Source organism: Christiangramia marina (assembly GCF_048285865.1).
Lineage (GTDB): Bacteria > Bacteroidota > Bacteroidia > Flavobacteriales > Flavobacteriaceae > Christiangramia > Christiangramia marina.
This window is the reverse complement of the sequence record NZ_JBLVTK010000001.1, coordinates 627,594-648,341: the sequence shown is the minus strand read 5'-3', so window position 1 is coordinate 648,341 and position 20,748 is coordinate 627,594. Positions and strand designations below refer to the sequence as shown.

Annotated in this window: 25 protein-coding genes; 17 read left to right on the top strand and 8 right to left on the bottom strand. The window is 39.4% G+C overall.

The features are described from left to right. From ACNKXS_RS03010 to ACNKXS_RS03000, 3 genes are all read left to right on the top strand, one after another. Positions 1–523, top strand: a 523-nt coding sequence (locus ACNKXS_RS03010; RefSeq protein ID WP_417919558.1) for an SIS domain-containing protein, incomplete at its 5' end; no start/stop codon positions are given. A 255-nt stretch (positions 524–778) separates the two neighbouring features. After that, positions 779–2,290, top strand: a complete 1,512-nt coding sequence (atpD, locus tag ACNKXS_RS03005) for a F0F1 ATP synthase subunit beta (protein ID WP_298245973.1) — start codon at positions 779–781, stop codon at positions 2,288–2,290. Positions 2,291–2,300: 10 nt separating this feature from the next. Further along, entirely contained in the window at positions 2,301–2,597 is a 297-nt protein-coding gene (locus ACNKXS_RS03000) for a F0F1 ATP synthase subunit delta/epsilon (RefSeq protein ID WP_295177850.1), read from the top strand. 75 nt (positions 2,598–2,672) lie between these two features. Here the strand turns inward: ACNKXS_RS03000 and ACNKXS_RS02995 are convergent, their stop codons facing one another. Genes ACNKXS_RS02995 through ACNKXS_RS02980 form a run of 4 tightly spaced genes read right to left on the bottom strand, consistent with a single transcriptional unit; the run spans position 2,673 to position 5,629 of the window. Beyond that, the gene (locus ACNKXS_RS02995) at positions 2,673–4,448 is read right to left on the bottom strand and encodes a M61 family metallopeptidase (protein WP_417919557.1); all 1,776 of its coding nucleotides are present in this window, start codon (positions 4,446–4,448) and stop codon (positions 2,673–2,675) included. A 49-nt stretch (positions 4,449–4,497) separates the two neighbouring features. Beyond that, the gene (locus ACNKXS_RS02990; protein WP_295177854.1) at positions 4,498–4,704 is read right to left on the bottom strand and encodes a helix-turn-helix domain-containing protein; all 207 of its coding nucleotides are present in this window, start codon (positions 4,702–4,704) and stop codon (positions 4,498–4,500) included. 2 nt (positions 4,705–4,706) lie between these two features. Then, complete coding sequence (locus ACNKXS_RS02985; protein WP_417919556.1) at positions 4,707–5,270, bottom strand: DUF2975 domain-containing protein; 564 nt, start codon at positions 5,268–5,270, stop codon at positions 4,707–4,709. 11 nt (positions 5,271–5,281) lie between these two features. Then, the gene (locus ACNKXS_RS02980) at positions 5,282–5,629 is read right to left on the bottom strand and encodes a DUF2975 domain-containing protein (RefSeq protein WP_417920135.1); all 348 of its coding nucleotides are present in this window, start codon (positions 5,627–5,629) and stop codon (positions 5,282–5,284) included. Positions 5,630–6,032: 403 nt separating this feature from the next. On the opposite strand from ACNKXS_RS02980, the gene ACNKXS_RS02975 reads away from it, so the two are divergent. From ACNKXS_RS02975 to mnhG, 7 genes are read left to right on the top strand one after another with little or no spacing between them, the layout of a single operon-like run. After that, positions 6,033–8,381, top strand: a complete 2,349-nt coding sequence (locus ACNKXS_RS02975; RefSeq protein ID WP_417919555.1) for a putative monovalent cation/H+ antiporter subunit A — start codon at positions 6,033–6,035, stop codon at positions 8,379–8,381. Between the two features lies 1 nt (position 8,382). Then, the gene (locus tag ACNKXS_RS02970; RefSeq protein ID WP_295177862.1) at positions 8,383–8,799 is read left to right on the top strand and encodes a Na+/H+ antiporter subunit B; all 417 of its coding nucleotides are present in this window, start codon (positions 8,383–8,385) and stop codon (positions 8,797–8,799) included. A 1-nt stretch (position 8,800) separates the two neighbouring features. Further along, positions 8,801–9,154, top strand: a complete 354-nt coding sequence (locus ACNKXS_RS02965) for a Na+/H+ antiporter subunit C (RefSeq protein ID WP_141879020.1) — start codon at positions 8,801–8,803, stop codon at positions 9,152–9,154. Continuing rightward, positions 9,151–10,665, top strand: coding sequence for a proton-conducting transporter transmembrane domain-containing protein (locus ACNKXS_RS02960; RefSeq protein ID WP_417919554.1), 1,515 nt, complete (start codon positions 9,151–9,153; stop codon positions 10,663–10,665). The genes ACNKXS_RS02965 and ACNKXS_RS02960 overlap by 4 nt, the downstream gene beginning before the upstream one ends. A gap of 4 nt (positions 10,666–10,669) precedes the next feature. Next, positions 10,670–11,146, top strand: coding sequence for a Na+/H+ antiporter subunit E (locus ACNKXS_RS02955; RefSeq protein ID WP_026913949.1), 477 nt, complete (start codon positions 10,670–10,672; stop codon positions 11,144–11,146). Continuing rightward, positions 11,143–11,415, top strand: a complete 273-nt coding sequence (locus ACNKXS_RS02950; RefSeq protein WP_295177868.1) for a monovalent cation/H+ antiporter complex subunit F — start codon at positions 11,143–11,145, stop codon at positions 11,413–11,415. The genes ACNKXS_RS02955 and ACNKXS_RS02950 overlap by 4 nt, the downstream gene beginning before the upstream one ends. Next, positions 11,412–11,822 (top strand): monovalent cation/H(+) antiporter subunit G, encoded by a 411-nt coding sequence (gene mnhG, locus ACNKXS_RS02945; protein ID WP_026913951.1) that lies wholly within the window; start codon positions 11,412–11,414, stop codon positions 11,820–11,822. The genes ACNKXS_RS02950 and mnhG overlap by 4 nt, the downstream gene beginning before the upstream one ends. Here mnhG and ACNKXS_RS02940 read toward each other — a convergent pair. Continuing rightward, positions 11,792–12,271 carry an MgtC/SapB family protein gene (locus ACNKXS_RS02940; RefSeq protein ID WP_417919553.1) on the bottom strand — a complete coding sequence of 160 codons (480 nt, stop codon included), beginning with the start codon at positions 12,269–12,271 and terminating at the stop codon, positions 11,792–11,794. The genes mnhG and ACNKXS_RS02940 overlap by 31 nt on opposite strands. Before the next feature lie 32 nt (positions 12,272–12,303). Here ACNKXS_RS02940 and ACNKXS_RS02935 point away from each other — a divergent pair, with 32 nt between their 5' ends. The 7 genes from ACNKXS_RS02935 to ACNKXS_RS02905 all read left to right on the top strand — a co-directional run bounded on the left by ACNKXS_RS02935 (position 12,304) and on the right by ACNKXS_RS02905 (position 19,517). After that, positions 12,304–13,461: an aminotransferase class I/II-fold pyridoxal phosphate-dependent enzyme gene (locus ACNKXS_RS02935; RefSeq protein ID WP_417919552.1), complete on the top strand. Its 1,158-nt coding sequence runs from the start codon at positions 12,304–12,306 to the stop codon at positions 13,459–13,461. After that, positions 13,461–14,084, top strand: coding sequence for a dethiobiotin synthase (gene bioD / locus ACNKXS_RS02930; RefSeq protein ID WP_417919551.1), 624 nt, complete (start codon positions 13,461–13,463; stop codon positions 14,082–14,084). Before ACNKXS_RS02935 ends, bioD begins: the two co-directional genes overlap by 1 nt. Continuing rightward, entirely contained in the window at positions 14,072–15,364 is a 1,293-nt protein-coding gene (bioA, locus tag ACNKXS_RS02925) for an adenosylmethionine--8-amino-7-oxononanoate transaminase (protein WP_417919550.1), read from the top strand. The genes bioD and bioA overlap by 13 nt, the downstream gene beginning before the upstream one ends. A 62-nt stretch (positions 15,365–15,426) precedes the next feature. After that, positions 15,427–16,578, top strand: a complete 1,152-nt coding sequence (locus tag ACNKXS_RS02920) for a beta-ketoacyl synthase N-terminal-like domain-containing protein (RefSeq protein ID WP_417919549.1) — start codon at positions 15,427–15,429, stop codon at positions 16,576–16,578. An 88-nt stretch (positions 16,579–16,666) separates the two neighbouring features. After that, on the top strand, positions 16,667–17,758 hold the full coding sequence (gene bioB / locus ACNKXS_RS02915; RefSeq protein WP_417919548.1) for a biotin synthase BioB: 1,092 nt from the start codon (positions 16,667–16,669) through the stop codon (positions 17,756–17,758). Positions 17,759–17,772: 14 nt separating this feature from the next. Beyond that, positions 17,773–18,642 carry a cupin-like domain-containing protein gene (locus tag ACNKXS_RS02910; protein ID WP_417919547.1) on the top strand — a complete coding sequence of 290 codons (870 nt, stop codon included), beginning with the start codon at positions 17,773–17,775 and terminating at the stop codon, positions 18,640–18,642. A gap of 11 nt (positions 18,643–18,653) precedes the next feature. Next, a complete protein-coding gene (locus ACNKXS_RS02905; RefSeq protein ID WP_417919546.1) occupies positions 18,654–19,517 on the top strand; it encodes a cupin-like domain-containing protein in 864 nt (287 codons plus the stop codon). Here ACNKXS_RS02905 and ACNKXS_RS02900 read toward each other — a convergent pair. The 3 genes from ACNKXS_RS02900 to ACNKXS_RS02890 form a co-directional block, all read right to left on the bottom strand. Then, positions 19,514–19,987 carry a regulatory protein RecX gene (locus ACNKXS_RS02900; RefSeq protein WP_417919545.1) on the bottom strand — a complete coding sequence of 158 codons (474 nt, stop codon included), beginning with the start codon at positions 19,985–19,987 and terminating at the stop codon, positions 19,514–19,516. The genes ACNKXS_RS02905 and ACNKXS_RS02900 overlap by 4 nt on opposite strands. Next, positions 19,977–20,177, bottom strand: a complete 201-nt coding sequence (locus ACNKXS_RS02895) for a hypothetical protein (RefSeq protein ID WP_417919544.1) — start codon at positions 20,175–20,177, stop codon at positions 19,977–19,979. Before ACNKXS_RS02895 ends, ACNKXS_RS02900 begins: the two co-directional genes overlap by 11 nt. Before the next feature lie 103 nt (positions 20,178–20,280). Beyond that, a partial coding sequence (locus tag ACNKXS_RS02890) for a YciE/YciF ferroxidase family protein (protein WP_417919543.1) occupies positions 20,281–20,748 on the bottom strand: 468 nt, incomplete at its 5' end.

The window sequence follows — 20,748 nt, the reverse complement described above, 5'->3', positions numbered from 1 at the left end:
GGAGTTAGAGCGAATTCCGGAGAAAGTTAAAGAGGCGCTTAAGTCTGATGAGCTTATCCAGGAAATTGCTGCTAAATATAAAGATGCTCCAAACTGCCTTTATTTAGGTAGAGGGTATAACTTCCCTGTAGCACTTGAAGGAGCTTTGAAACTAAAAGAAATTTCTTATATCCACGCTGAAGGTTATCCTGCGGCAGAGATGAAGCATGGACCAATTGCTTTGATCGATGAGCAGATGCCAGTTGTAGTGATCGCTACTAAGAAAGGACATTACGAGAAAGTAGTGAGTAACATACAGGAGATCAAATCCAGAAAAGGAAAGATCATTGGTATCGTTACTAAAGGAGATGAAGAAGTTAGAGATCTTGCAGATTACGTGATCGAAGTTCCAGAAACGATAGAATCACTTACTCCGTTGCTTACAACGATCCCATTACAGTTATTATCTTATCATATTGCAGTATTGCTTGGAAAAAATGTGGATCAACCGCGTAACCTTGCAAAGTCTGTTACTGTAGAATAGTTATTATTCACATACTTGATAAAAAGCCTCTTCGATCGAAGAGGCTTTTTCGTTTTTATAAGAATTTTAGCACGGTTCAATGTTGAAAATTCAGGCATTTTTAAATCATTAAAAACTTCTCTTTATTTCAATCTGTTTTTTCAGAGAAAAATTTATCTTTGCACCCTGAAAATGACCTATTTCTGATTTATCAATTTTGAAATCAAGAGAGTAGGTAATTGAATTTTACGTAATAAAATTAAAAGAATTAGATAAATGTCTAAAGTCACAGGTAAAGTTGCCCAGATTATTGGTCCTGTAGTTGACGTTGTGTTCGACTCAGAAAACGCTGAACTGCCAAAGATCTACGATTCTTTGGAAATCGCCAGAAAAGATGGTTCTACTTTAGTTCTTGAAGTACAATCACATATTGGAGAAGATACTGTAAGAACGATCTCTATGGACTCTACTGACGGTCTTAGCCGTGGTGTTGATGTTCTTAATACCGGAAATCCTATTCAAATGCCAGTTGGTAAAGATGTTTACGGACGTCTTTTCAACGTTATTGGTGATGCGATTGACGGTCTTGGAAACTTGCCAAAAGCAGGTGTAGATGGATTGCCAATTCACCGCCAGGCGCCAAAATTTGAAGATTTATCTGTGTCTACTGAAGTTCTGTTCACCGGAATTAAAGTAATTGATCTTATTGAGCCTTATTCTAAAGGTGGTAAGATTGGACTTTTTGGAGGTGCGGGAGTTGGAAAAACAGTACTTATCCAGGAGTTAATTAACAATATCGCTAAAGGTCACGGTGGACTTTCTGTTTTCGCGGGAGTTGGTGAACGTACTCGTGAAGGGAATGACCTTCTTAGAGAGATGTTAGAGTCTGGAATTATCAAGTACGGTGACGATTTCATGCATTCTATGGAAGAAGGCGGATGGGATCTTCAGAAAGTAGATAAAGAAATCATGAAGGAGTCTAAAGCTACCTTCGTATTTGGACAAATGAACGAACCACCTGGAGCACGTGCGCGTGTTGCCCTTTCTGGTCTTACGATCGCGGAATATTTCCGTGATGGAGCTGGAGAAGGTCAGGGGAAAGACGTTCTTTTCTTCGTAGATAACATTTTCCGTTTTACACAAGCTGGTTCAGAGGTGTCTGCACTTCTTGGACGTATGCCTTCAGCAGTAGGGTATCAGCCAACGCTAGCAACCGAGATGGGTGCGATGCAGGAGCGAATTACTTCTACTAAAAATGGATCTATTACATCTGTACAGGCGGTTTACGTACCTGCAGATGACCTTACCGATCCAGCACCGGCAACAACATTTGCCCACCTGGATGCTACAACGGTACTTTCTCGTAAGATTGCTGAGCTAGGTATTTATCCTGCGGTGGATCCTTTGGATTCTACTTCAAGGATTCTTACTCCAGATATCTTAGGAAATGAACATTATGATTGTGCACAAAGAGTGAAGGAGCTTTTACAGAGATATAAAGAGCTTCAGGATATTATCGCTATTCTTGGTATGGAAGAACTTTCCGAAGAAGATAAGCTGGCAGTATCCAGAGCAAGACGTGTTCAACGTTTCCTTTCTCAACCATTCCACGTAGCAGAGCAGTTTACTGGTCTTAAAGGTGTGCTTGTAGATATTAAAGATACTATCAAAGGTTTCAACATGATCATGGATGGAGAGCTTGACAAGTATCCGGAAGCGGCCTTTAACCTTAAAGGAACCATAGAGGAAGCGATCGAAGCTGGTGAGAAAATGCTTGCTGAAAACTAAAATTAGTTAAATGTATTTAGAGATAGTTACTCCAGAGGCGGTAGTATTCAGAGCTAAAGTAGATGCTGTGAAAGTTCCAGGTCATGATGGTGAATTCCAGATGCTGAACAATCACGCGCCTATCGTATCTGTTCTTACTGAAGGTGATGTAAAGATCGACCTTGCAGCCGGAAGCTCGAACGAGATCAAAGCTAAGGATCAGTCGGCTTTTAGAACAGAAGGAAATAATACTGAAGTTTTATTCTACACCATCAAAGGTGGAGTTCTTGAAATGAAGGATAATAAAGCTATTATTTTGGCCGACTAATATTCCCATTCTTATATAAATTAAAAGCCTTTCATTTCTGAAAGGCTTTTTTTATGTGCATTGTTATACTGGTAATTATTTAGATTCCAGCCAGTTCTTTCGGTTCTTTAATTGTTCTTTCGAAGCATTTGCAGATAATGTGATCTTGTATTCAGGATCTGCTGAAAGTTCTACGGAAGTAGTTTCAGTCTTTCCAAATCTCTGGTACTCGATGCTTAACTTTTTACCTTCAGTAGTACCGGCTATCACTTTTTTCATTGCTTCTGAAGTATGTACTGGAGTTCCATTTACTGAGGTGATCAAATCTCCTTCGTCCAGGCCAGCTTTGTAGGCAGGACTTCCTATTACGGTATTCCGACTAATTTCCAGGCCATTTTCCGTTTCCCGGAAACTAGCTCCAAAATGATTCTTTTTGACCTCCTGTGTGATGCTAACACCAACCTGATCGAACAACTTCTTATATGCTGGTTGCCCACCCGTTCTTATATGTTTTGCGAAGAAATCGCTTGAAAACTCTTTACCTGCATACGCGGAAAGTGTTTTTTCAATATCCTTAGTATCGTAAGCAACTTCATTTTTGCCATATTTCAGCCACATCATTTTCATAAACTCATCGAGATTCAGACCTTTTTCTCTTAAAGAAAGATCGAGAGCAAGACCAAGTATACTTCCGTAGGAATAATAAGAGATAAAAGTGTTTTCGCGATTTACAGGGTCTACAGACTTTGCGGCATCTACAAAAGGTGCCTGCATGCTCATCTCCATAGGATTAAAATAGCGGGTGGCAGGAGAATTCCAGACATAATTAAAAGTTCCGGAAAGCCCTTCTATATATTCTTTTTCTGAAGTGATTCCTGCACGATGCAGGATCAATCCGGTATAATAACTTGTAAAACCTTCAGCAAACCATAAGTTTCGACTCATATTTACTTCAGAAAAACTGAAGGGTTCCAGATCCGCCGGGCGAATACGTTCCACATTCCATCCATGAAAAAATTCATGAGCAACGGTGCCAGTGTTACCTTTCATTCCACCATCTGCCAGAGCATCTGTTTTTGTGAGAATCGTACTGTTACGATGTTCCATTCCGTCGCCGCTGGCATTTGGCATATAGCAAGCCAGGAAAGTATATCTTCCATAATCATAATCTGGTAGTTCGCCGAAAACGGCTGCTTCCTGCTCTACGATCGCTTTGACCTGTTCGAAATATTGATCAAGTTCAGCTTCAGTTCCCTGGTGATGCAGCACAAATTCAATTTTCTGACCATCATGCTCGAAACTTCTGACTTGATGATCGCTGATCTCTATCGGGCTATCCATAAAATAATACAGATCTGGCGCCTTAAAAGTATTTTCATTGATCTTTTCAAGCTGTGTGGCGATCTTCCAGTCTGGTTGATCCTGAAGATCGATCTGTAATTCAATATCACGATCTTTTAATTCTTCAGAATACATAAAGGTTGCTGGGATATTTAAATGAGCATGGCTGGCATCAACCTGCGAATAGGTGCCATCTCCGCGATTTGCGTAGAGTGTATACTTTATGTTAACGGTGCCATCTGTATTCTTTACCGTCCAGGAATAAGGATCCTCTCTAGTAATTTCTAATTCTTTTCCCTCGCTATTGAAAGCTTTGAAGCCGTACACGTTTTTAGCAAATTCATGCAGGGCGTATCTACCAGGAGAAGTACGGCTCATTCGTAAAGTTAGTTCCTGTGATTTTATCTTCGGAAATGTTACTTCTATCTTTGCTTCATGATGAACAGCATTGCTGAAGGAAATTTTATAAGTGTTTACCTGTGAAGTCGCTGCCATGGAAGTTAACAGCAGTAACAATAATAATGATCGCATAAATTGAAATTTTAGGTACCTAAATTTAAGAGAATAAGTCGGAAATTCTCTAATCTGGCAAATATTCGAGAATATCCCCGGGTTGGCAATCCAGAGCCTGGCAAATAGCTTCAAGAGTGGAAAACCGAACAGCTTTGGCTTTACCAGTTTTAAGGATAGACAGGTTTGCAGTGGTGATGCCAACCATTTCAGCCAGTTCATTGCTTTTCATGTCTCTTTCTTCCAGAATCCGGTCCAGATTTATGATAATGGCCATACTTAAACGGTTAGTTTGTTCTCTTCCATCAATTGATTTCCCTCTTTAAAAATTTCAGCAAAGATAAAAGCCAATAGAGCAATGATTAGAAAATAAAAATCAATATGAAAACCACTTACGTGATAGTTGCCGAAATCCCACATGGTAATCCATGACAGTCCGGAAATAATAAGACAATAAATTCCTATCCTATGGAATGCCTGCACATTGGTGGTTTTAAAAGTTTCCAGATTTTCTACTGACTTTAAAACATTTTGAAATTGTTTTATTGCCAGATACATGAGAAGAATTATTCCTGCCAATCTTAGATAATTGAAATATAGCGAAGCTGTATTCCAATCGGTCATATAGATAACATCCTCATCTGCAACTTCTTCTCCTATTACTTTCTGGAATTTTATAGAATTGCCTTTTATCGGTTTGTCTGCATGCCATCCATTATAAAAATCGCGATCAAATTGAAAATGGATAAAAACAATCGTGAGAATAACTAAGACAAGAATGAAAGCTCCGTTAATTAAATGACAGAGAAAAGATGCGGTTTTAAGTAGGCTATTTTTACTCATGATATCTATAATTAGATAGTTAATTCGTTTTCCTTCAATAAACTGGCGCTATTTTTAAAGATTTTACTCAAATAAATAAGAAATAAACCAATAGATATTACCAGCCAAGGGCTTCCGAGATCATTTTCAATGGAAAGACCTATTTCTAATCTGTTATCAAAAATGATTACAGTGAAGAATTCCGCTACTATCTGTAGGATCACTACCCCAATTATTAATTTTCCTGCAAGGCTTAATCCAGAAATTTGAAGTTTCGTATACAACCTTTCTTTTTCAAAGTCTTTAATTAACTTTTTCAAAATATAAACTGATGAAAATAAAATTGATGTATAAATGATCTCAAGAGTGAAGAAAACTATTGCAGCTGCAGTTGATTCTTCGTTCTTAACGATGGTAATATAATCCAGAGAGCTAAGTTTTACGCTTCCACCTAAGAGAAAATATATTTAACATAGACTGGTTATAATTAGTTTCAGTAAAAGAAGAATGTAGGAAATGTTGATTATCGTTTTTAGGAATTTTGGCGGCTTCATCTATAGGTAATTATCGTTTTACGATAACAAACATATACTAAATTATCGATTATCAATAATTTAATTCGTAAATATTTCTAAGGGCTTGCTGTTATTGATAGAAAATTGTGAGTGAATTACATAGAGCGTAATTAATGTAGAAATCACGTTTATCTCCAGGATTATTGATTGCGCTAAAACTATTCTTCAATAATAACTATTATATTTGCGACAAACAGATTTACTAAGTATGCTTACCGCAATTCTTACAGGATTTATATTTTCTATTCTCTTGGTTTTTGTAGGGAAGTTTTTTAAAGGTAAGCTCTCGATCCTGGCTTCCATAGTACCACTTGGGCTCTTTTTATATTTTTTCCAGTTTATAGCTCCTATTGCAGATGGTGAAGTAATTACCAGGTCCTTTCAATGGATTCCATCTTTTGGGGTAGATCTTGGTTTTAAGCTGGACGGCTTGTCATTGCTTTTTTCTTTAATGATCACAGGGATTGGTTTCCTTGTTTTTGCATATACCTCTTCTTACTTAAAAGGGCACGAGTACCTGGATAGATTCTATGGATATCTAGCTGCGTTCATGGGCGCCATGCTTGGACTGGTGCTGTCTGATAACATGATCACTTTGTTTGTGTTCTGGGAACTTACCAGTATTAGTTCTTTCTTTCTGATCGGCTTCAATAATACAAATCCGGCTTCGCGAAAATCGGCAATGACCGCTTTGGGTATTACCGGAATAGGAGGGTTGTTGCTTCTTTCTTCAGCCTTATTACTTAATAATATTACGGGTACCTACAGTATTTCTGAAATGCTGAGTATGAGTGAAGCTATTCGTGGAAACGAATTTTATGCAGTTGCTGTTTTATTGTTATTTGGTGCAGCTTTCACAAAATCGGCTCAATTCCCATTTCACTTCTGGTTGCCTGGAGCGATGAAAGCTCCAACACCGGTATCAACTTACCTGCATTCTGCCACCATGGTGAAAGCGGGAATCTATTTATTAATGCGTTTTACTCCTATTCTTGGAGGTGAAAATATCTGGAATTACACGCTGATCATTGTTGGGGGAATTACCATGCTTTACTCTGCGATCCATACCTTGTTCAGAACAGATCTTAAAGGGATCCTGGCCTATTCTACAATTTCGGCTTTAGGTATTCTGGTGTTTTTAATTGGTCTGGGGACCGAAGAAGCATTCCTGGCTGCAGCAGTATTTATCATTGTTCATGCGTTATACAAAGCCACTTTATTCCTGGTGACGGGAATTATAGATCACCAAACACATACTCGTGATGTCACCAGACTTGCGGGACTTAATAAAATCATGCTTCCGGTTGGGATCGCCGGGATACTGGCAGCAATTTCCAGTGCCGGGATTCCCCCAACGATAGGTTTTATTGGAAAGGAACTTACGTACGAAGCTACATATCATTCAGAAACGATTATCATCATTTCGATGATTGCAATAGTGCTAACTAAGATTCTCCTATTATATGCAGGTTTTGTGGCGGGAATCAAGCCTTTCACAGGGAAATTGCCCGAAGAACACAAAAATGTGAAAGCTCCGGGTCCAATCATGTGGATTCCACCGGTATTTCTTGCAACCTTAGGTCTGGTTTTTGGAATTGCTCCATTTCTAATTGAGGGTGCCTTGATCAAACCTGTAGTGACGGCTCTTGGTGGTGATGCTTCTGAAATTCATCTGTCATTATGGCACGGATTTAATCTTATTTTTATCCTTAGTTTGATCACAATTGGCGTTGGAACTACTTTATATTTTATAATCAAGCCTTCAGAAAAACTAGTGGCAGCTGCAGCTAGATACAATAAGATTTCTCCTGAAAATATTTTGAATCTTATCAATAAAGGTTTTGTGCAATTCTCTAATTTCTGGACGAATTTCTTTCAGAATGGATACTTGAGAAACTACATTTCTATCATTATTCTTTTCATGGTGGTACTGGTTGGATATATCATGATTGGAAATACTCGTTTTGTGATCGATTATAATTCGTTATCTAAGATTACTGTCTATGAGATCACTACTACTTTAATTTTGATTGCGGGAATTTTCTATACTGTTTTTACTGAATCCCGTCTGGCAGCGGTGGCCGCTATGGGTGTGGTTGGTCTTTCCATTTGTTTGATCTTCGTATTCTACTCGGCGCCCGATCTGGCCATGACCCAGTTCTCGATTGATACACTTACGGTGATCCTGTTCGTTCTGGTATTATATAAATTACCGAAGTATCTGAAGCTTTCAGACTATAAAACGCGTGTGAGGGATGGTGTACTATCTAGTGTATTCGGTCTCATCATTACGGTTCTGGCGCTGGAAGTACTTTCCGAGCCTGTAAGCAAGCAGGTTGGGGAGTTCTATGCTGCAAACTCGTATGTAGAAGCTCATGGAAAAAATGTGGTGAACGTTATTCTGGTTGACTTCAGGGGTGCAGATACACTAATTGAAGTTTCAGTATTATCCATAGCAGCAGTAGGAGTATTCGGCTTGATGAAATTAAGACTTAAGATGAGGGATAGAAAACGATATGCAGATACAAGTCTAAAACCAGAAAAAAAGGAACAATAATATGCGAACAACCATCATATTAAAAACAGCTTCTAATTACCTTTTACCGGTATTGTTGGTGTTTTCGATCTTTATCCTTCTCCGCGGCCATTACCTGCCAGGAGGCGGATTTGTAGGCGGTCTTATCGCATCTATAGCTTTTATATTGCATTCATTTGCCAACGGACTAGAAAAAACCAAAGAGCTTTTAATCGTGCATCCGGGATTTTTATTACCGGTAGGACTCGCTATTTCTTTTATGGCCGGTCTGGCTCCAGTGATATTTTTTGATATGCCATTCATGACCGGACTCTGGTCACATGATACTGTTGCTATTCTAGGTAGTGTAGGTTCTGCACTATTTTTTGATATTGGTGTTTACCTCGTGGTAAATGGAGTAACTCTTACAATAATCTTTACAATTTCTGAATCGGCCTGATATGGAGATACTTTTAGCATTAATGGTAGGTATTCTATACGGCACTGGTATTTATATGATGCTTCGCCGAAGTATGGTGAAACTTATTATAGGGATCATATTGCTTGGTAATGGCGCGAACCTGCTTATTTTTCTCCTCGGAAGAATAACCAAAGGAGCTCCGCCAATTATACCCGGGGATTCCAAGGTTTTCGTAGAAGCCTTTGCAGATCCTGTGCCGCAGGCATTGATCCTCACTGCCATTGTGATTAGTTTTGGATTGCAATCTTTTGCCATCGTTCTGGTTAAGAGGGCGCATACCGTAGTTAGAACTGATGATTTGGACGAAATGAACGCAACCGACGAAGATTCATGACACAGCAACTAATTTTATATCCACTTTTCTTACAGATGGCCATCAGTATCATTCTGATGTTTGGCTGGTCCAGGATTCGTTTTCAGAAGATCTTTAGCATCTTTGGAAGTACGCTGAGCGTGATTCTGGCGATCGTGCTCTTCAACTATATCTGGCAAAATGGGACTCAAACTATTCAGGCCGGAAACTGGGAAGCTCCCTTCGGAATCACCTTTGTTGCAGATTCTCTGGCGGCTACGTTAGTCCTGTTAACGGCAATATCAGGATTGGCAGTTTCCATATTTTCAGCAGGTTCAGTATTAAGAGACCGACTAAGGTTTGGCTATTTCCCCATTTTTCATTTCCTGCTATTAGGTTTGAACGGAGCTTTTTTAACTGGAGATATTTTCAACCTCTATGTGTGGTTTGAGATCATTATCATTAGTTCGTTCGTGCTTATTACCATAGGTGGTGAAAAGGCTCAGCTTGAAGGTGCAGTAAAATATTTCACGCTCAACATCCTGGCTTCCATGATCTTCCTAACAGCGATCGCTGTACTTTACGGTATTACCGGAAGCTTGAATATGGCCGATCTAGCAGGACAGGTAGCTGCTGTGGAAAATCGCGGACTCGTTCAAATCACTGCCGTATTATTCTTGATAGGTTTCGGCATCAAGGCAGGAGTTTTTCCGCTGTATTTCTGGTTGCCAGCTTCGTATCATACACCTCCATTCGCCGTATCCGCTATCTTCGGAGGCTTATTGACCAAAGTAGGTGTCTATGCCTTAATAAGGGTGTTTACGCTAATATTCGTCAACGAACCCTTTCTAAATAATATTATCATGGTCATCGCCATACTTACTTTAGTGAGTGGTGGAATTGGCGCATTGGTACAGAATAACATGAGGAAAGTGTTTTCATATCTCATCATCTGTCATATTGGTTATATGATCGCGGGGATCGGGATGTTTACAGAAATTGCTATTGCAGGTGCGATCTTCTACCTTATTCATGATATTATCGTTAAAACCAATCTTTTCATGCTAAGCGGGGTGGTCTATAGAATCACAGGAACTAACAGCATGCGGGATCTTGGAGGTATTTATGCTAAATACCCGAAGATAAGTTTATTGCTATTTATCCCATTGTTTTCCCTGGTTGGGATTCCGCCACTATCTGGTTTCTGGCCAAAGATCAATCTTATTAAAGCTGGATTCTTCGGAGAAAATTATATTACTGTAGCGGCAATAATTTTCGCAAGTTTTATCACACTGGTGATCATCGCGAAAATGTGGGCTGAAGTGTTCTGGAAAGATGCTAAGGAAATGCCAGAAAGAGAATATTTTGGATATTATCATAAGATGACCAATCTAAAACGCTCTCAATTTATCGTGCCAGTAGCTATGCTTAGTATTGTATCTTTGTATATTGGTTTTGGAGCTGAACATATTCAAGAGCTTTCTGCAAGAATTGCTGACGAACTGGTGAATAGTGAAGGATACATTGAGGCAGTTTTAAAGACGAAGAATTAAGAAAATGAAGAATAAATTTCTTTCAAACATATTACTAACGTTCGTATGGGTTGCCCTTACGGGTGATTTTTCATTCGAAAACTATCTGTTTGGATTTTTTCTGAATTTTCATATTCTCTGGCTTATTACTGTAGGTAGAAAACGAACTCGTTATTTTCTTATAGTTCCGAAGATCATATTGTTATTATTGAATTTCCTTTATGAGCTTGTTAAAGCAAACATTGAGGTTGCTTATGAAGTGATCACACCCAGACTGAATGTGACACCGGGAATTATCATGGTGCCACTGGATGTCAAAAGTGATATTGGGATTACCGTTCTCGCGAATATGATATCCCTAACACCGGGAACTTTGAGCATAGATGTATCTAATGATAAAAAGGTTCTTTTTGTGCATGCAATGTACCTGAAGGATAGAGAAAAATTCATTCGCGGAATCAAGGATGGATTTGAACGTAGAATTTTGGAAGTGCTGTCATGACGTTAGTAGAATATTTACATTATATCATATTACCCGTGCTGGTGATCTCTGCAGTATTAATACTCTGGAGATTTATCAAGGGTCCAAGCATTGCTGATAAAATTGTGTCGCTCGACCTTCTTATTACCACAGGGATCGGGATCATTGCGATATACAGTATAATTTATAGTCAGTCAACTTTAATGGATACAGCCCTTATTCTTGCATTGATAGCTTTTTTAAGTACCGTAGCACTTTCATATTATCTAGAAAAACGTAAAAGGAAATGATAGATATCATTATAGCCGCCATAGCGACACTGGGAGCCCTTTTCGTTCTGTTAGCAGCGATCGGGATCGTTCGTATGCCAGATACCTACCTGCGTATTTCTGTAACGACCAAAGCGGCCACCCTGGGTGTTGGCCTCTTGTTACTTAGTTCCACCATATTCTTTAGTAATGCAGATGTAACTTCACAGGCATTTGTCATTATTCTGTTCCTGTTCTTAACGGCTCCTGTAAGTGCACACCTTATTGGCCGGGCTTCTTATTTCATCGGAGTTAAACTCTGGGATAAGTCGGTAATGGATGAATTGCAGGGTAAATATCAAAAGAACACTCATATCTTAAAAAGTAAGGTGGACGATACTCCCGAAGATAACGTGGATCACAGTAAAATGGATGACGCCGATAAGTAATTAGCAGTTACCTTTTTCTCCTCATCCTGTTCATTCTTTTTAATCATTTCGTGTTCAACATAGCCAAAAACGAGGTTGATAATTAGAATAAGTCCGCTAATAATTCCTAACTCTGTATACATTCCAAAACCAGCAAGACACCCGGTAGCAGCACTACACCAGACTATAGCTGCAGTGGTAAGACCCTGAATTTTCCTCTTCTTTTCCAGAATAGTTCCTGCGCCAATAAATCCAATACCAACTACGATCTGGCCAAGTACCCGGGTGATATCCACCGACTCTTCGTTCTGAAACCTTAAAGCCATTAATATAAAGATCGCAGAGCCAAGTGCCACCAGTGCGTTGGTTTTCAATCCTGCACCTTTGCCCTGGATTTCACGTTCATAGCCAATTAGTAGTCCGGCGATTGTTGCAAGTACTACTCTAAGAGCAAATAGTTCCCAGTTCATATTTTATAAAATTCATTGCTTAAGTTTGCCATATGCAAAAGCTACCGTTAAAATTAGAGAAAAGACTTGAAAAAAGGAAAAATGATAATTCCTATAGAAGTCTTCCTTTAGAAATTAAAGGGATAGATTTTTTTTCTAATGATTATCTTGGTTTTTCTTCTTCGGAAGTTGTTAGAAATAGGACTTCGGAAATAATGGATGCGCAAGCTTATAAAAATGGAGCTACCGGATCCAGACTTCTTTCTGGTAATCATCCATTATTCAGTAAAGCTGAAAAAATGATGGCTGAATTTCATGATGCTGAATCTGCTCTTATTTTCAATTCTGGTTACGATGCCAATCTGGGTTTTTTTTCCGCAGTACCGCAGAAGGGTGATATTATATTCTATGATGAGTTAAGTCACGCTTCTATCCGGGATGGTATTAGAATGAGCCTGGCGAAATCTTATAGATTTACTCATAACAGTCTGCAGGATCTTGATTCCAAACTACGAAGATTCGATACTTCATCTAACGATTTCCAGGTTTATATAGTGACCGAATCTGTATTCTCTATGGACGGTGATATTCCAGATCTCGAAGGGCTGACTAAACTTTCCAAGAAGTATAATGCTTTGCTGGTTATAGACGAGGCTCATGCCACCGGCGTATTTGGAGAAAATGGTGTTGGTTTGATACAGCAACTTGGTCTCGAAGAAAATGTATTTGCCAGAATTCAAACCTTCGGGAAGGCAATTGGAAGCCACGGTGCTGCTGTCCTGGGAAGTGATCAGCTAAGAAATTACTTGATCAATTTTGCAAGAAGCTTCATTTATACCACCGCGCTATCACCGCATACCCTTGCTACTATGATCACAGTTTATGAAAATCTACAATTGGATGTTGAGAATGTTACAAGATTACGTGCAAACATAAATTTTTTCAAAGCTGAACTTGATAGGAACGCGCTTACTAAAAGATTTATAAATAGCGATTCTGCTATACAAAGCTGCATCCTGCCAGGGAATGAACGGGTTAAGTCAATTGCTTTGCAGTTACAGGAAAATGGCTTCGTGGTAAAACCTATATTATCGCCAACGGTTCCTCTGGGACAGGAAAGATTAAGATTTTGTCTGCATGCCTATAATTCGAAGCAGGAAATTTCGGAGGTCTTAGAAAGGCTGGCTAACTTTGTGCAAAAATCAAATTAATGCCTGCTCATTATTTTATTACCGGAATTAGCACAGATGTTGGGAAGAGCATCGCAGCTGCAATGATCACTGAAGCTCTGGAAGCCGATTACTGGAAGCCTGTACAGGCAGGTGATCTTGATAATTCAGATACTCACAAGGTTGAGCGTTTGGTTAGTAACTCCAGGACGACTTTTCATAAGAATAGCTATGCTTTGAATAGTCCCATGAGTCCGCATGCTGCTGCTGAAATTGATTCAGTAAATATCGATCTAAAGAAGATCAAAAGACCTAAAACCAATCGCGATCTCGTTATTGAAGGAGCCGGTGGATTGCTTGTGCCTTTAAATAACAAAAGCACAATTCTGGATCTTATTGATAAAGATGATTGCGTTATTCTGGTTTCCAGGCATTATCTGGGAAGTATAAATCATACTTTATTAAGTATTGAGATGCTTAGATCACGAGGGTTAGAAAATATTCAGATCATTTTTAGCGGAGATGAGCATCAAAGTACTGAACAGGCGATCCAGGATCATAGCGGTATTGAAGTACTGGGAAGAATTGAGCAGGAGCCATATTTTGATAAAAATGTAGTACTGGAATATGCTGAAAAATGGAAGGAGAAATTATGCAAGAAGTAGAAATTACATCAAATCTTAAAGAAAGAGACAGCAAACATTTATGGCATCCGCTTACACAGCATAAAGTATCTTCAGAAATGCTGCCAATTTCAAAAGCCAGCGGCGTCATACTAACTGATGATGAAGGTCGTGAGTATATAGACGGAATCTCATCCTGGTACACTGCAGTATATGGACATTGCAATCCCTATATCACAAACAAGGTCTTTGCGCAGATGCAGAATCTGGATCAGGTGGTTTTCAGCGGATTCACACACGAGCCGGCCATAGAGCTGTCTGAAGCATTGATAAAAATTTTACCAGAAGGGCAGCAGAAACTGTTTTTTAACGATAATGGCTCCACAGCGACCGAGATCGGGATCAAAATGGCTTTGCAGTATCATCACAATCTTGGTAATGATCGAAAAGTTATGCTGGCTTTTGAAAATGGATTCCATGGAGATACGTTTGGCGCAATGTCAGTCTCCGGACTCTCAGTTTACAATGGAGCTTTTGAAGATCATTTTATACGTGTAGAACGTATTCCGGTTCCAGATGGAACGAACAATATTGAAATTCTTGATCAATTAGAATCTATACTAAATAAGGAAGAGATCGCTGGGTTTATATATGAGCCTTTAATTCAGGGCGCCGCAGCAATGAAGTTCCACGACAATGAAGGACTGAATGCAATATTGAAACTTTGTCGTCAACATGAAGTTCTTCTGGTAGCAGATGAGGTGATGACCGGTTTTGGTAAAACAGGAACTTATTTTGCTTCAGATCATATCGAGGAAAAGCCAGATGTGATCTGCATGTCCAAAGCTCTTACGGCAGGCTTGCTGCCTATGGGGCTAACCTCCTGTAATCAAAAGGTCTATGATGCCTTCTATTCAGATGAAATTGCGAAAGGTCTTTTTCACGGGCATACCTATACCGCTAATCCACTTGCGTGTACAGCGGCTCTGGCAGGGATAGAATTACTGACTTCCGAAGAAATTAAGCAGAACATTCACAGGATTTCTGAAAGTAACCAGCAGTTCGTTCGTGAATTGAAGCAAAAACAACAAGTTCTCAACGCTCGCTCTATGGGTGTGATTCTCGCTTTTGAACTGAATGTGGAAATGGAGCGCTACGGGAATTTGAGAAACAGGCTTTTCAGGTTTTTTATGGAGAAAGGGCTGTTTTTACGTCCGCTTGGGAATACGATCTATATCGTGCCGCCTTATGTTACTTCTGAAGAGCAGATGAAAAAGATCTATATATTACTTCAGGAATGTATAGATCAATTTCAGGCGTAAATTAACGCTTGATAAGCTATCCAAGAGAACTATCAATACTATTTTTGTTTTAAAATAAGTCCTTGAAAAATCCAATTTCCATAGACGCGATCGCCAGTATTTCACCATTAGGAAGTTCTGCGGAAGAGATCTGGAATAATTATCTGCAAGACTCTCATCATTTTAGTAAAATAACGACGACTGAAAAATCCTGGTGGGCAGGAGAATTACCGGAAGATATTAACAATCAATTACTGGAGCTTCAGCAGGAAGACTCCAGGTATCGCCATCTGGACCGTTCAGTTTTAATGGCAATTCTCACCGGTCGAAAACTAAAAAATGAACCGGGTTATGATAATAGCAATTCCGGCTTGAACATTGGAAGCAGCCGTGGCGCAACAGAACTTTTTGAGAAGTATCATAAAGAATTTATAGAGACCGGAAAGGCATCTACCTATAGTTCTCCAACTACCACTTTAGGAAATATTTCCTCCTGGACTGCGCAGGATCTGCAACTGGAAGGTCCGGAGTTTTCTCATAGTATTACCTGTTCCACAGGAATGCATTCTATTTTGAATGCGATCGCCTGGTTGGAAAGTGGAATGCGAGAAAACTTTATTGCCGGCGGTAGCGAAGCACCCCTTACAGGTTTTACGCTTGCACAAATGGATGCCATGAAGATCTATGCACAAAGTGATGATGAATATCCATGTAAATCGCTGGACATGGAGAAGCAAAAGAATAGCATGATCCTGAGTGAAGCTGCGGGATTGTTGTCATTAAGCAAAAACCCTTCAGCAAAATCGCAAGCTGTTATTCGCGGTATTGGGTATGCCAATGAAGAATTAAAGCATGGAGCTTCATTATCCCGGGAAGGTTTCTGTCTTCAGAAGAGTATGAAAATGGCAATTAAAAACACTTCTGAAGAAATTGATGCGATTGTAATGCATGCTCCTGGAACCATTGGTGGAGATCTGGCTGAAGTAAATGCGGTGAAAGCAATTTTTGGCAATGATCAACCAGCGATAACCTCCAACAAATGGAAGACCGGTCATAGTTTTGCTACTTCCGGAATTCTAAATATACAAATGGCGATATTAATGATTCAGCATCAGCAATTTATAACTGTTCCCTTTTCAAAATTTCAGAAGAAACCCAGGCAATTAAAAAACATTCTGGTGAATTCTGTCGGTTTTGGCGGGAATGCGGTTTCCCTGCTAATTTCTGCAAATTGATATTGTTAGAAATCGCGTTCATAAAACTTATTGCAGCTTTACCCTTTAAAGCTTAGTTTTCTTTATTTTTGAATACAAATCGAATTACATGGCACTTAAACACGACTGGACGAAGGAAGAGATCCTCGATATATATAACAAACCATTTATGGATCTGCTTTACGAAGCTGCAAGCATTCACCGCGAGCATCATGATCCAAATACAGTACAGGTTTCAACCTTGCTTTCAATAAAAACCGGCGGTTGTCCTGAAGATTGCGGATACTGTCCACAAGCAGCCCGTTATCATACAGATCTTGAAGGGAATGACCTTATGAGTGTAAACCAGGTGAAAGCCCAGGCGTTGCGTGCTAAAGCTTCTGGAAGTTCCAGAGTTTGTATGGGTGCAGCCTGGAGAAACGTAAAAGATGGGGAAGAGTTTGACAATGTTCTGGAAATGGTAAGAAGTATCAATAAACTTGATATGGAGGTTTGCTGTACACTGGGAATGCTTACTGAAAACCAGGCAGCAAGACTGGCAGAAGCCGGACTTTATGCTTACAATCATAATTTAGATACATCAGAAGATTACTATAAAGAAGTAATTTCCACCCGTGGTTTTGATGATAGACTTGCTACGATCGATAATGTTCGTAAAACGAATGTGACCGTTTGCAGCGGAGGGATCATTGGAATGGGAGAAAGTACGGCAGACCGTGCAGGAATGCTGGTTGCGCTGGCGACTCTTAATCCACAGCCGGAATCTGTTCCAATCAATGCGCTTGTTCCAGTAGAAGGAACGCCAATGGAAGAACAGGAACCAGTGCCTATCTGGGATATGATCAGGATGGTGGCAACCACCAGGATCGTAATGCCAGAAACACAGGTGAGACTTTCTGCTGGAAGAACTCAGATGAGTAGAGAGGGACAGGCAATGTGCTTTTTTGCCGGAGCAAATTCCATTTTTGCCGGAGATAAATTGCTAACAACTCCAAATCCTGATGTAAATGAGGATATGGAAATGTTTAAAATGCTCGGATTAAATCCGCAAAAACCTTTCGTTAAGAAATCTCAGCCTGAAAGTGTTGCAGCTGAAAATTCTCAATTTCAGAGTCAGAATGAGAAACCAAAATGGTCCCGACCAGGACACAAAATCGAGCGAAATCTTGAAGCTCAGCAAAAGGCAAAAACGAAAGTTTAATTAACGAATATCTATTGAAACTGGATCTCCAAAATATTCCCAGGCGAAGCAATCTTTCAAAAGAAGATTTTCACCGGGAATATTTTGAACCCAGAACGCCGGTTATTATTGAGGATCTTAGCCGGGATTGGCCTGCTCGTAAAAAATGGAATTTCGATTATTTCAAAGAGAAAGCGGGAGAAATAATCGTTCCCTTGTATGACGGCAAACCCGCCAGCGGTCGTTCTAATTCTCATGGTCCTGCTCGAAAAATACCTTTTAAAGATTATATAGATATCCTACAGGTTGGTCCTTCAGATCTGCGGATGTTCTTCTTCAATTTACTTAAGAACTGCCCTGATCTTATTAATGATTTTAAGTATCCGGAACTGGGAATCAAATTCTTCAAGAAGCTACCTGTATTATTTGTTGGAGGAGAAGGTTCTAAGGTTGTGATGCATTACGACATGGATCTGGCTAATAATTTCCATTTCAACTTTGTGGGTAGAAAGCGCGTTATCCTGTATCCGCCAGATCAAACAGGTTTATTATACAAGGTACCTTATTCCATAGTAAGTATGGAGATCATTGATATGGATGATCCAGATCTACAAAAATATCCTGCTTTAGCAAAAGCCAGAGGTTTTGAATGTACTCTGGAACACGGAGACGCTCTTTATATTCCCAGTCACTGGTGGCACTGGGTGAAATATGAAACCCCAAGCCTTTCACTTACGCTTAGATCGCTACCAACAAAACGATCAGATCTGGGAGAGGTTATATCTAATCTTCTAATTATGCGGAATTATGATAATTTGATGCGTAAATTGAAGGGTCAGAAATGGATAGACTATAAAAACCGTAAGGCAATGGAGCGCACGCATCGTTATGCCGGTATTAAATGAAGGATGAATTTATGAGACTTGAGAACATACCGAAGGTTAAGACCATTTCTAAAGCAGATTTTGTGCGAGATTATGTTCGACCGCAAAAGCCAGTGGTTATCGAACGTTTGATCGAGGATTGGCCTGCTTACGAAAAATGGAATCTGCAGTATATAAGCGATATTGCCGGGGACAAGGAAGTGCCATTGTATGATGATCGCCCAATTAGTTCAGAATTTAAATTTAATGAACCACACGCGAAAATGAAGATGCGTGAATATGTAGATCTCCTTAAAACAAAACCTACAAACTATCGTATTTTTCTTTATCATCTTATGAAGGAGGTCCCGTCCCTTCAGAAAGATTTCAAATTTCCGGATATGGGTCTGCGTTTTTTAAAGCAATTACCCATGCTCTTTTTTGGAGGAGAGAATAGTAAGGTGTTTATGCATTATGATATAGACTATGCTAATATTCTGCATTTTCATTTCCACGGAAAAAAGCGTTGTATCTTATTTCCACCTTCTGAAAGTAAATATCTATACAAGGTGCCACATGCTTTGATAAGCCGCGAGGATATAGATTTTACAAATCCGGATTATGACAAATTTCCTGCGCTTAAGGAAGCCACAGGCTTTGTTACAGAACTTAAACACGGAGAGACTTTGTATATGCCTGAAGGTTACTGGCACCATATGACCTATCTCACTGCAGGTTTTTCCATGAGTTTACGGGCAACTCCAAGAACGCTTACAAACTTTTCCAAGGCTATATATAACCTTGTTTTTATGAGGCATTTTGATAATTATATGCGAAAATTACGCGGACAAAAATGGATCGATTACAAGAATGAGCAGGCAATAAGAAATACGCATAGCAAAAATAAGATCGACTAAAGTATTTCCTGGAGAGAGTCAAAAACAAGGGAGGACTCATAGCCTTTGCGCATTAAATGATCTGCCAGCTTGCCTTTTCTTTTGTATTCATTTGGTTCGTTGATCTTCTCAAGTTTCTTTTCAGCAAGTTCAAAAAGCGTTGCACGATAATCAGATTCTTTGATTTCGGTAAGTCCCATTTTAATGATAGGTGACGAAATTCCCCTTTTCTTCAATTCCTGAGTGATCTTAATACGGCCCCATTTTTTAATTCTGAATTTCCCTCTTACAAAGCTTCTGGCAAAACGTTCCTCATTTAGAAAACCTTCTTGCATGAGTTCTATGATGATCTTTTCCTTTGCGGCGTCGATCATATGCATTTCATTCAACTTGTCTTCTACTTCCTTCTGGGAGCGATCTCTGTAAGCGCAGAAATGCATCAGCTTCTGTAAAGCTTCGTCTACACTATAAGATTTAAATTTATGCTTCATTTCGGGACAGGTATCTTTTCAATTGAAACGCCCAGTAAATGATACTGATCAACAACCAGATTGAAAATAGAGCAACTTCCGCAGGGATTAGATAATACGTATCATATAAGCTGAATGTGATTAGTTCGCCATAAAAAGTGAATCCCAGAATTAGGGTAATACTGCTTACAAGAAGCGGAAATTTTCTCATGTTTCAAATATATAATTTTGAACTCTAATTGCTGAAAGATTAGAAGTTCAAACATAAAAAAACCTTCCTGAATGGAAGGTTCTTAAATCCTTATCTGATTGTACTATTTAGCTTTTTTGTTCAGTCGGCCCTCTGCCAACTTATCCAGTTTCTCATCTGCTTTATATTCTTCGTCGAGAGTTTTTTGTAGTTTTTTGGCAATACTATCGTAACCCAGTTCTTTGGCGTAGCGAACTACAGTTCCATATCCTGAGATCTCGTAATGTTCTACTCTTTGAGCATCTGCAATTAAACCGGCGTCACGCACTTCTTTTTCAGCATCTTCTTTTAGAAATGCTTCAGCTTCAGCAATTAGTCCTTTCATTGCTTTGCAGGTTTCTCCGGTTGGTTTAATTTCCAGTTCCTTGCAAACTTCATCTAGGCGTTGTTGGTGTTCCCTGGTTTCTTCCAGGTGCGCTTCAAATGCTTTCTTCAACTTAGCATCGGTAGCATTTTCAGCCATCTTGGGAAGAGCTTTTAATAATTGGGTTTCTGCACTGTAGAGATCCTTCAGTTGGTGTTCGAATAAATC

Excerpts from the sequence above, each read along its gene's own strand:
- atpD (WP_298245973.1), top strand. The coding sequence starts at position 779 with ATGTCTAAAGTCACAGGTAAAGTTGCCCAGATTATTGGTCCTGTAGTT.
- ACNKXS_RS03000 (WP_295177850.1), top strand. The coding sequence starts at position 2,301 with ATGTATTTAGAGATAGTTACTCCAGAGGCGGTAGTATTCAGAGCTAAA.
- ACNKXS_RS02995 (WP_417919557.1), bottom strand. The coding sequence starts at position 4,448 with ATGCGATCATTATTATTGTTACTGCTGTTAACTTCCATGGCAGCGACT.
- ACNKXS_RS02990 (WP_295177854.1), bottom strand. The coding sequence starts at position 4,704 with ATGGCCATTATCATAAATCTGGACCGGATTCTGGAAGAAAGAGACATG.
- ACNKXS_RS02985 (WP_417919556.1), bottom strand. The coding sequence starts at position 5,270 with ATGAGTAAAAATAGCCTACTTAAAACCGCATCTTTTCTCTGTCATTTA.
- ACNKXS_RS02975 (WP_417919555.1), top strand. The coding sequence starts at position 6,033 with ATGCTTACCGCAATTCTTACAGGATTTATATTTTCTATTCTCTTGGTT.
- ACNKXS_RS02970 (WP_295177862.1), top strand. The coding sequence starts at position 8,383 with ATGCGAACAACCATCATATTAAAAACAGCTTCTAATTACCTTTTACCG.
- ACNKXS_RS02965 (WP_141879020.1), top strand. The coding sequence starts at position 8,801 with ATGGAGATACTTTTAGCATTAATGGTAGGTATTCTATACGGCACTGGT.
- ACNKXS_RS02960 (WP_417919554.1), top strand. The coding sequence starts at position 9,151 with ATGACACAGCAACTAATTTTATATCCACTTTTCTTACAGATGGCCATC.
- ACNKXS_RS02955 (WP_026913949.1), top strand. The coding sequence starts at position 10,670 with ATGAAGAATAAATTTCTTTCAAACATATTACTAACGTTCGTATGGGTT.
- ACNKXS_RS02950 (WP_295177868.1), top strand. The coding sequence starts at position 11,143 with ATGACGTTAGTAGAATATTTACATTATATCATATTACCCGTGCTGGTG.
- mnhG (WP_026913951.1), top strand. The coding sequence starts at position 11,412 with ATGATAGATATCATTATAGCCGCCATAGCGACACTGGGAGCCCTTTTC.
- ACNKXS_RS02940 (WP_417919553.1), bottom strand. The coding sequence starts at position 12,271 with ATGAACTGGGAACTATTTGCTCTTAGAGTAGTACTTGCAACAATCGCC.
- ACNKXS_RS02935 (WP_417919552.1), top strand. The coding sequence starts at position 12,304 with ATGCAAAAGCTACCGTTAAAATTAGAGAAAAGACTTGAAAAAAGGAAA.
- bioD (WP_417919551.1), top strand. The coding sequence starts at position 13,461 with ATGCCTGCTCATTATTTTATTACCGGAATTAGCACAGATGTTGGGAAG.
- bioA (WP_417919550.1), top strand. The coding sequence starts at position 14,072 with ATGCAAGAAGTAGAAATTACATCAAATCTTAAAGAAAGAGACAGCAAA.
- bioB (WP_417919548.1), top strand. The coding sequence starts at position 16,667 with ATGGCACTTAAACACGACTGGACGAAGGAAGAGATCCTCGATATATAT.
- ACNKXS_RS02905 (WP_417919546.1), top strand. The coding sequence starts at position 18,654 with ATGAGACTTGAGAACATACCGAAGGTTAAGACCATTTCTAAAGCAGAT.
- ACNKXS_RS02900 (WP_417919545.1), bottom strand. The coding sequence starts at position 19,987 with ATGAAGCATAAATTTAAATCTTATAGTGTAGACGAAGCTTTACAGAAG.
- ACNKXS_RS02895 (WP_417919544.1), bottom strand. The coding sequence starts at position 20,177 with ATGAGAAAATTTCCGCTTCTTGTAAGCAGTATTACCCTAATTCTGGGA.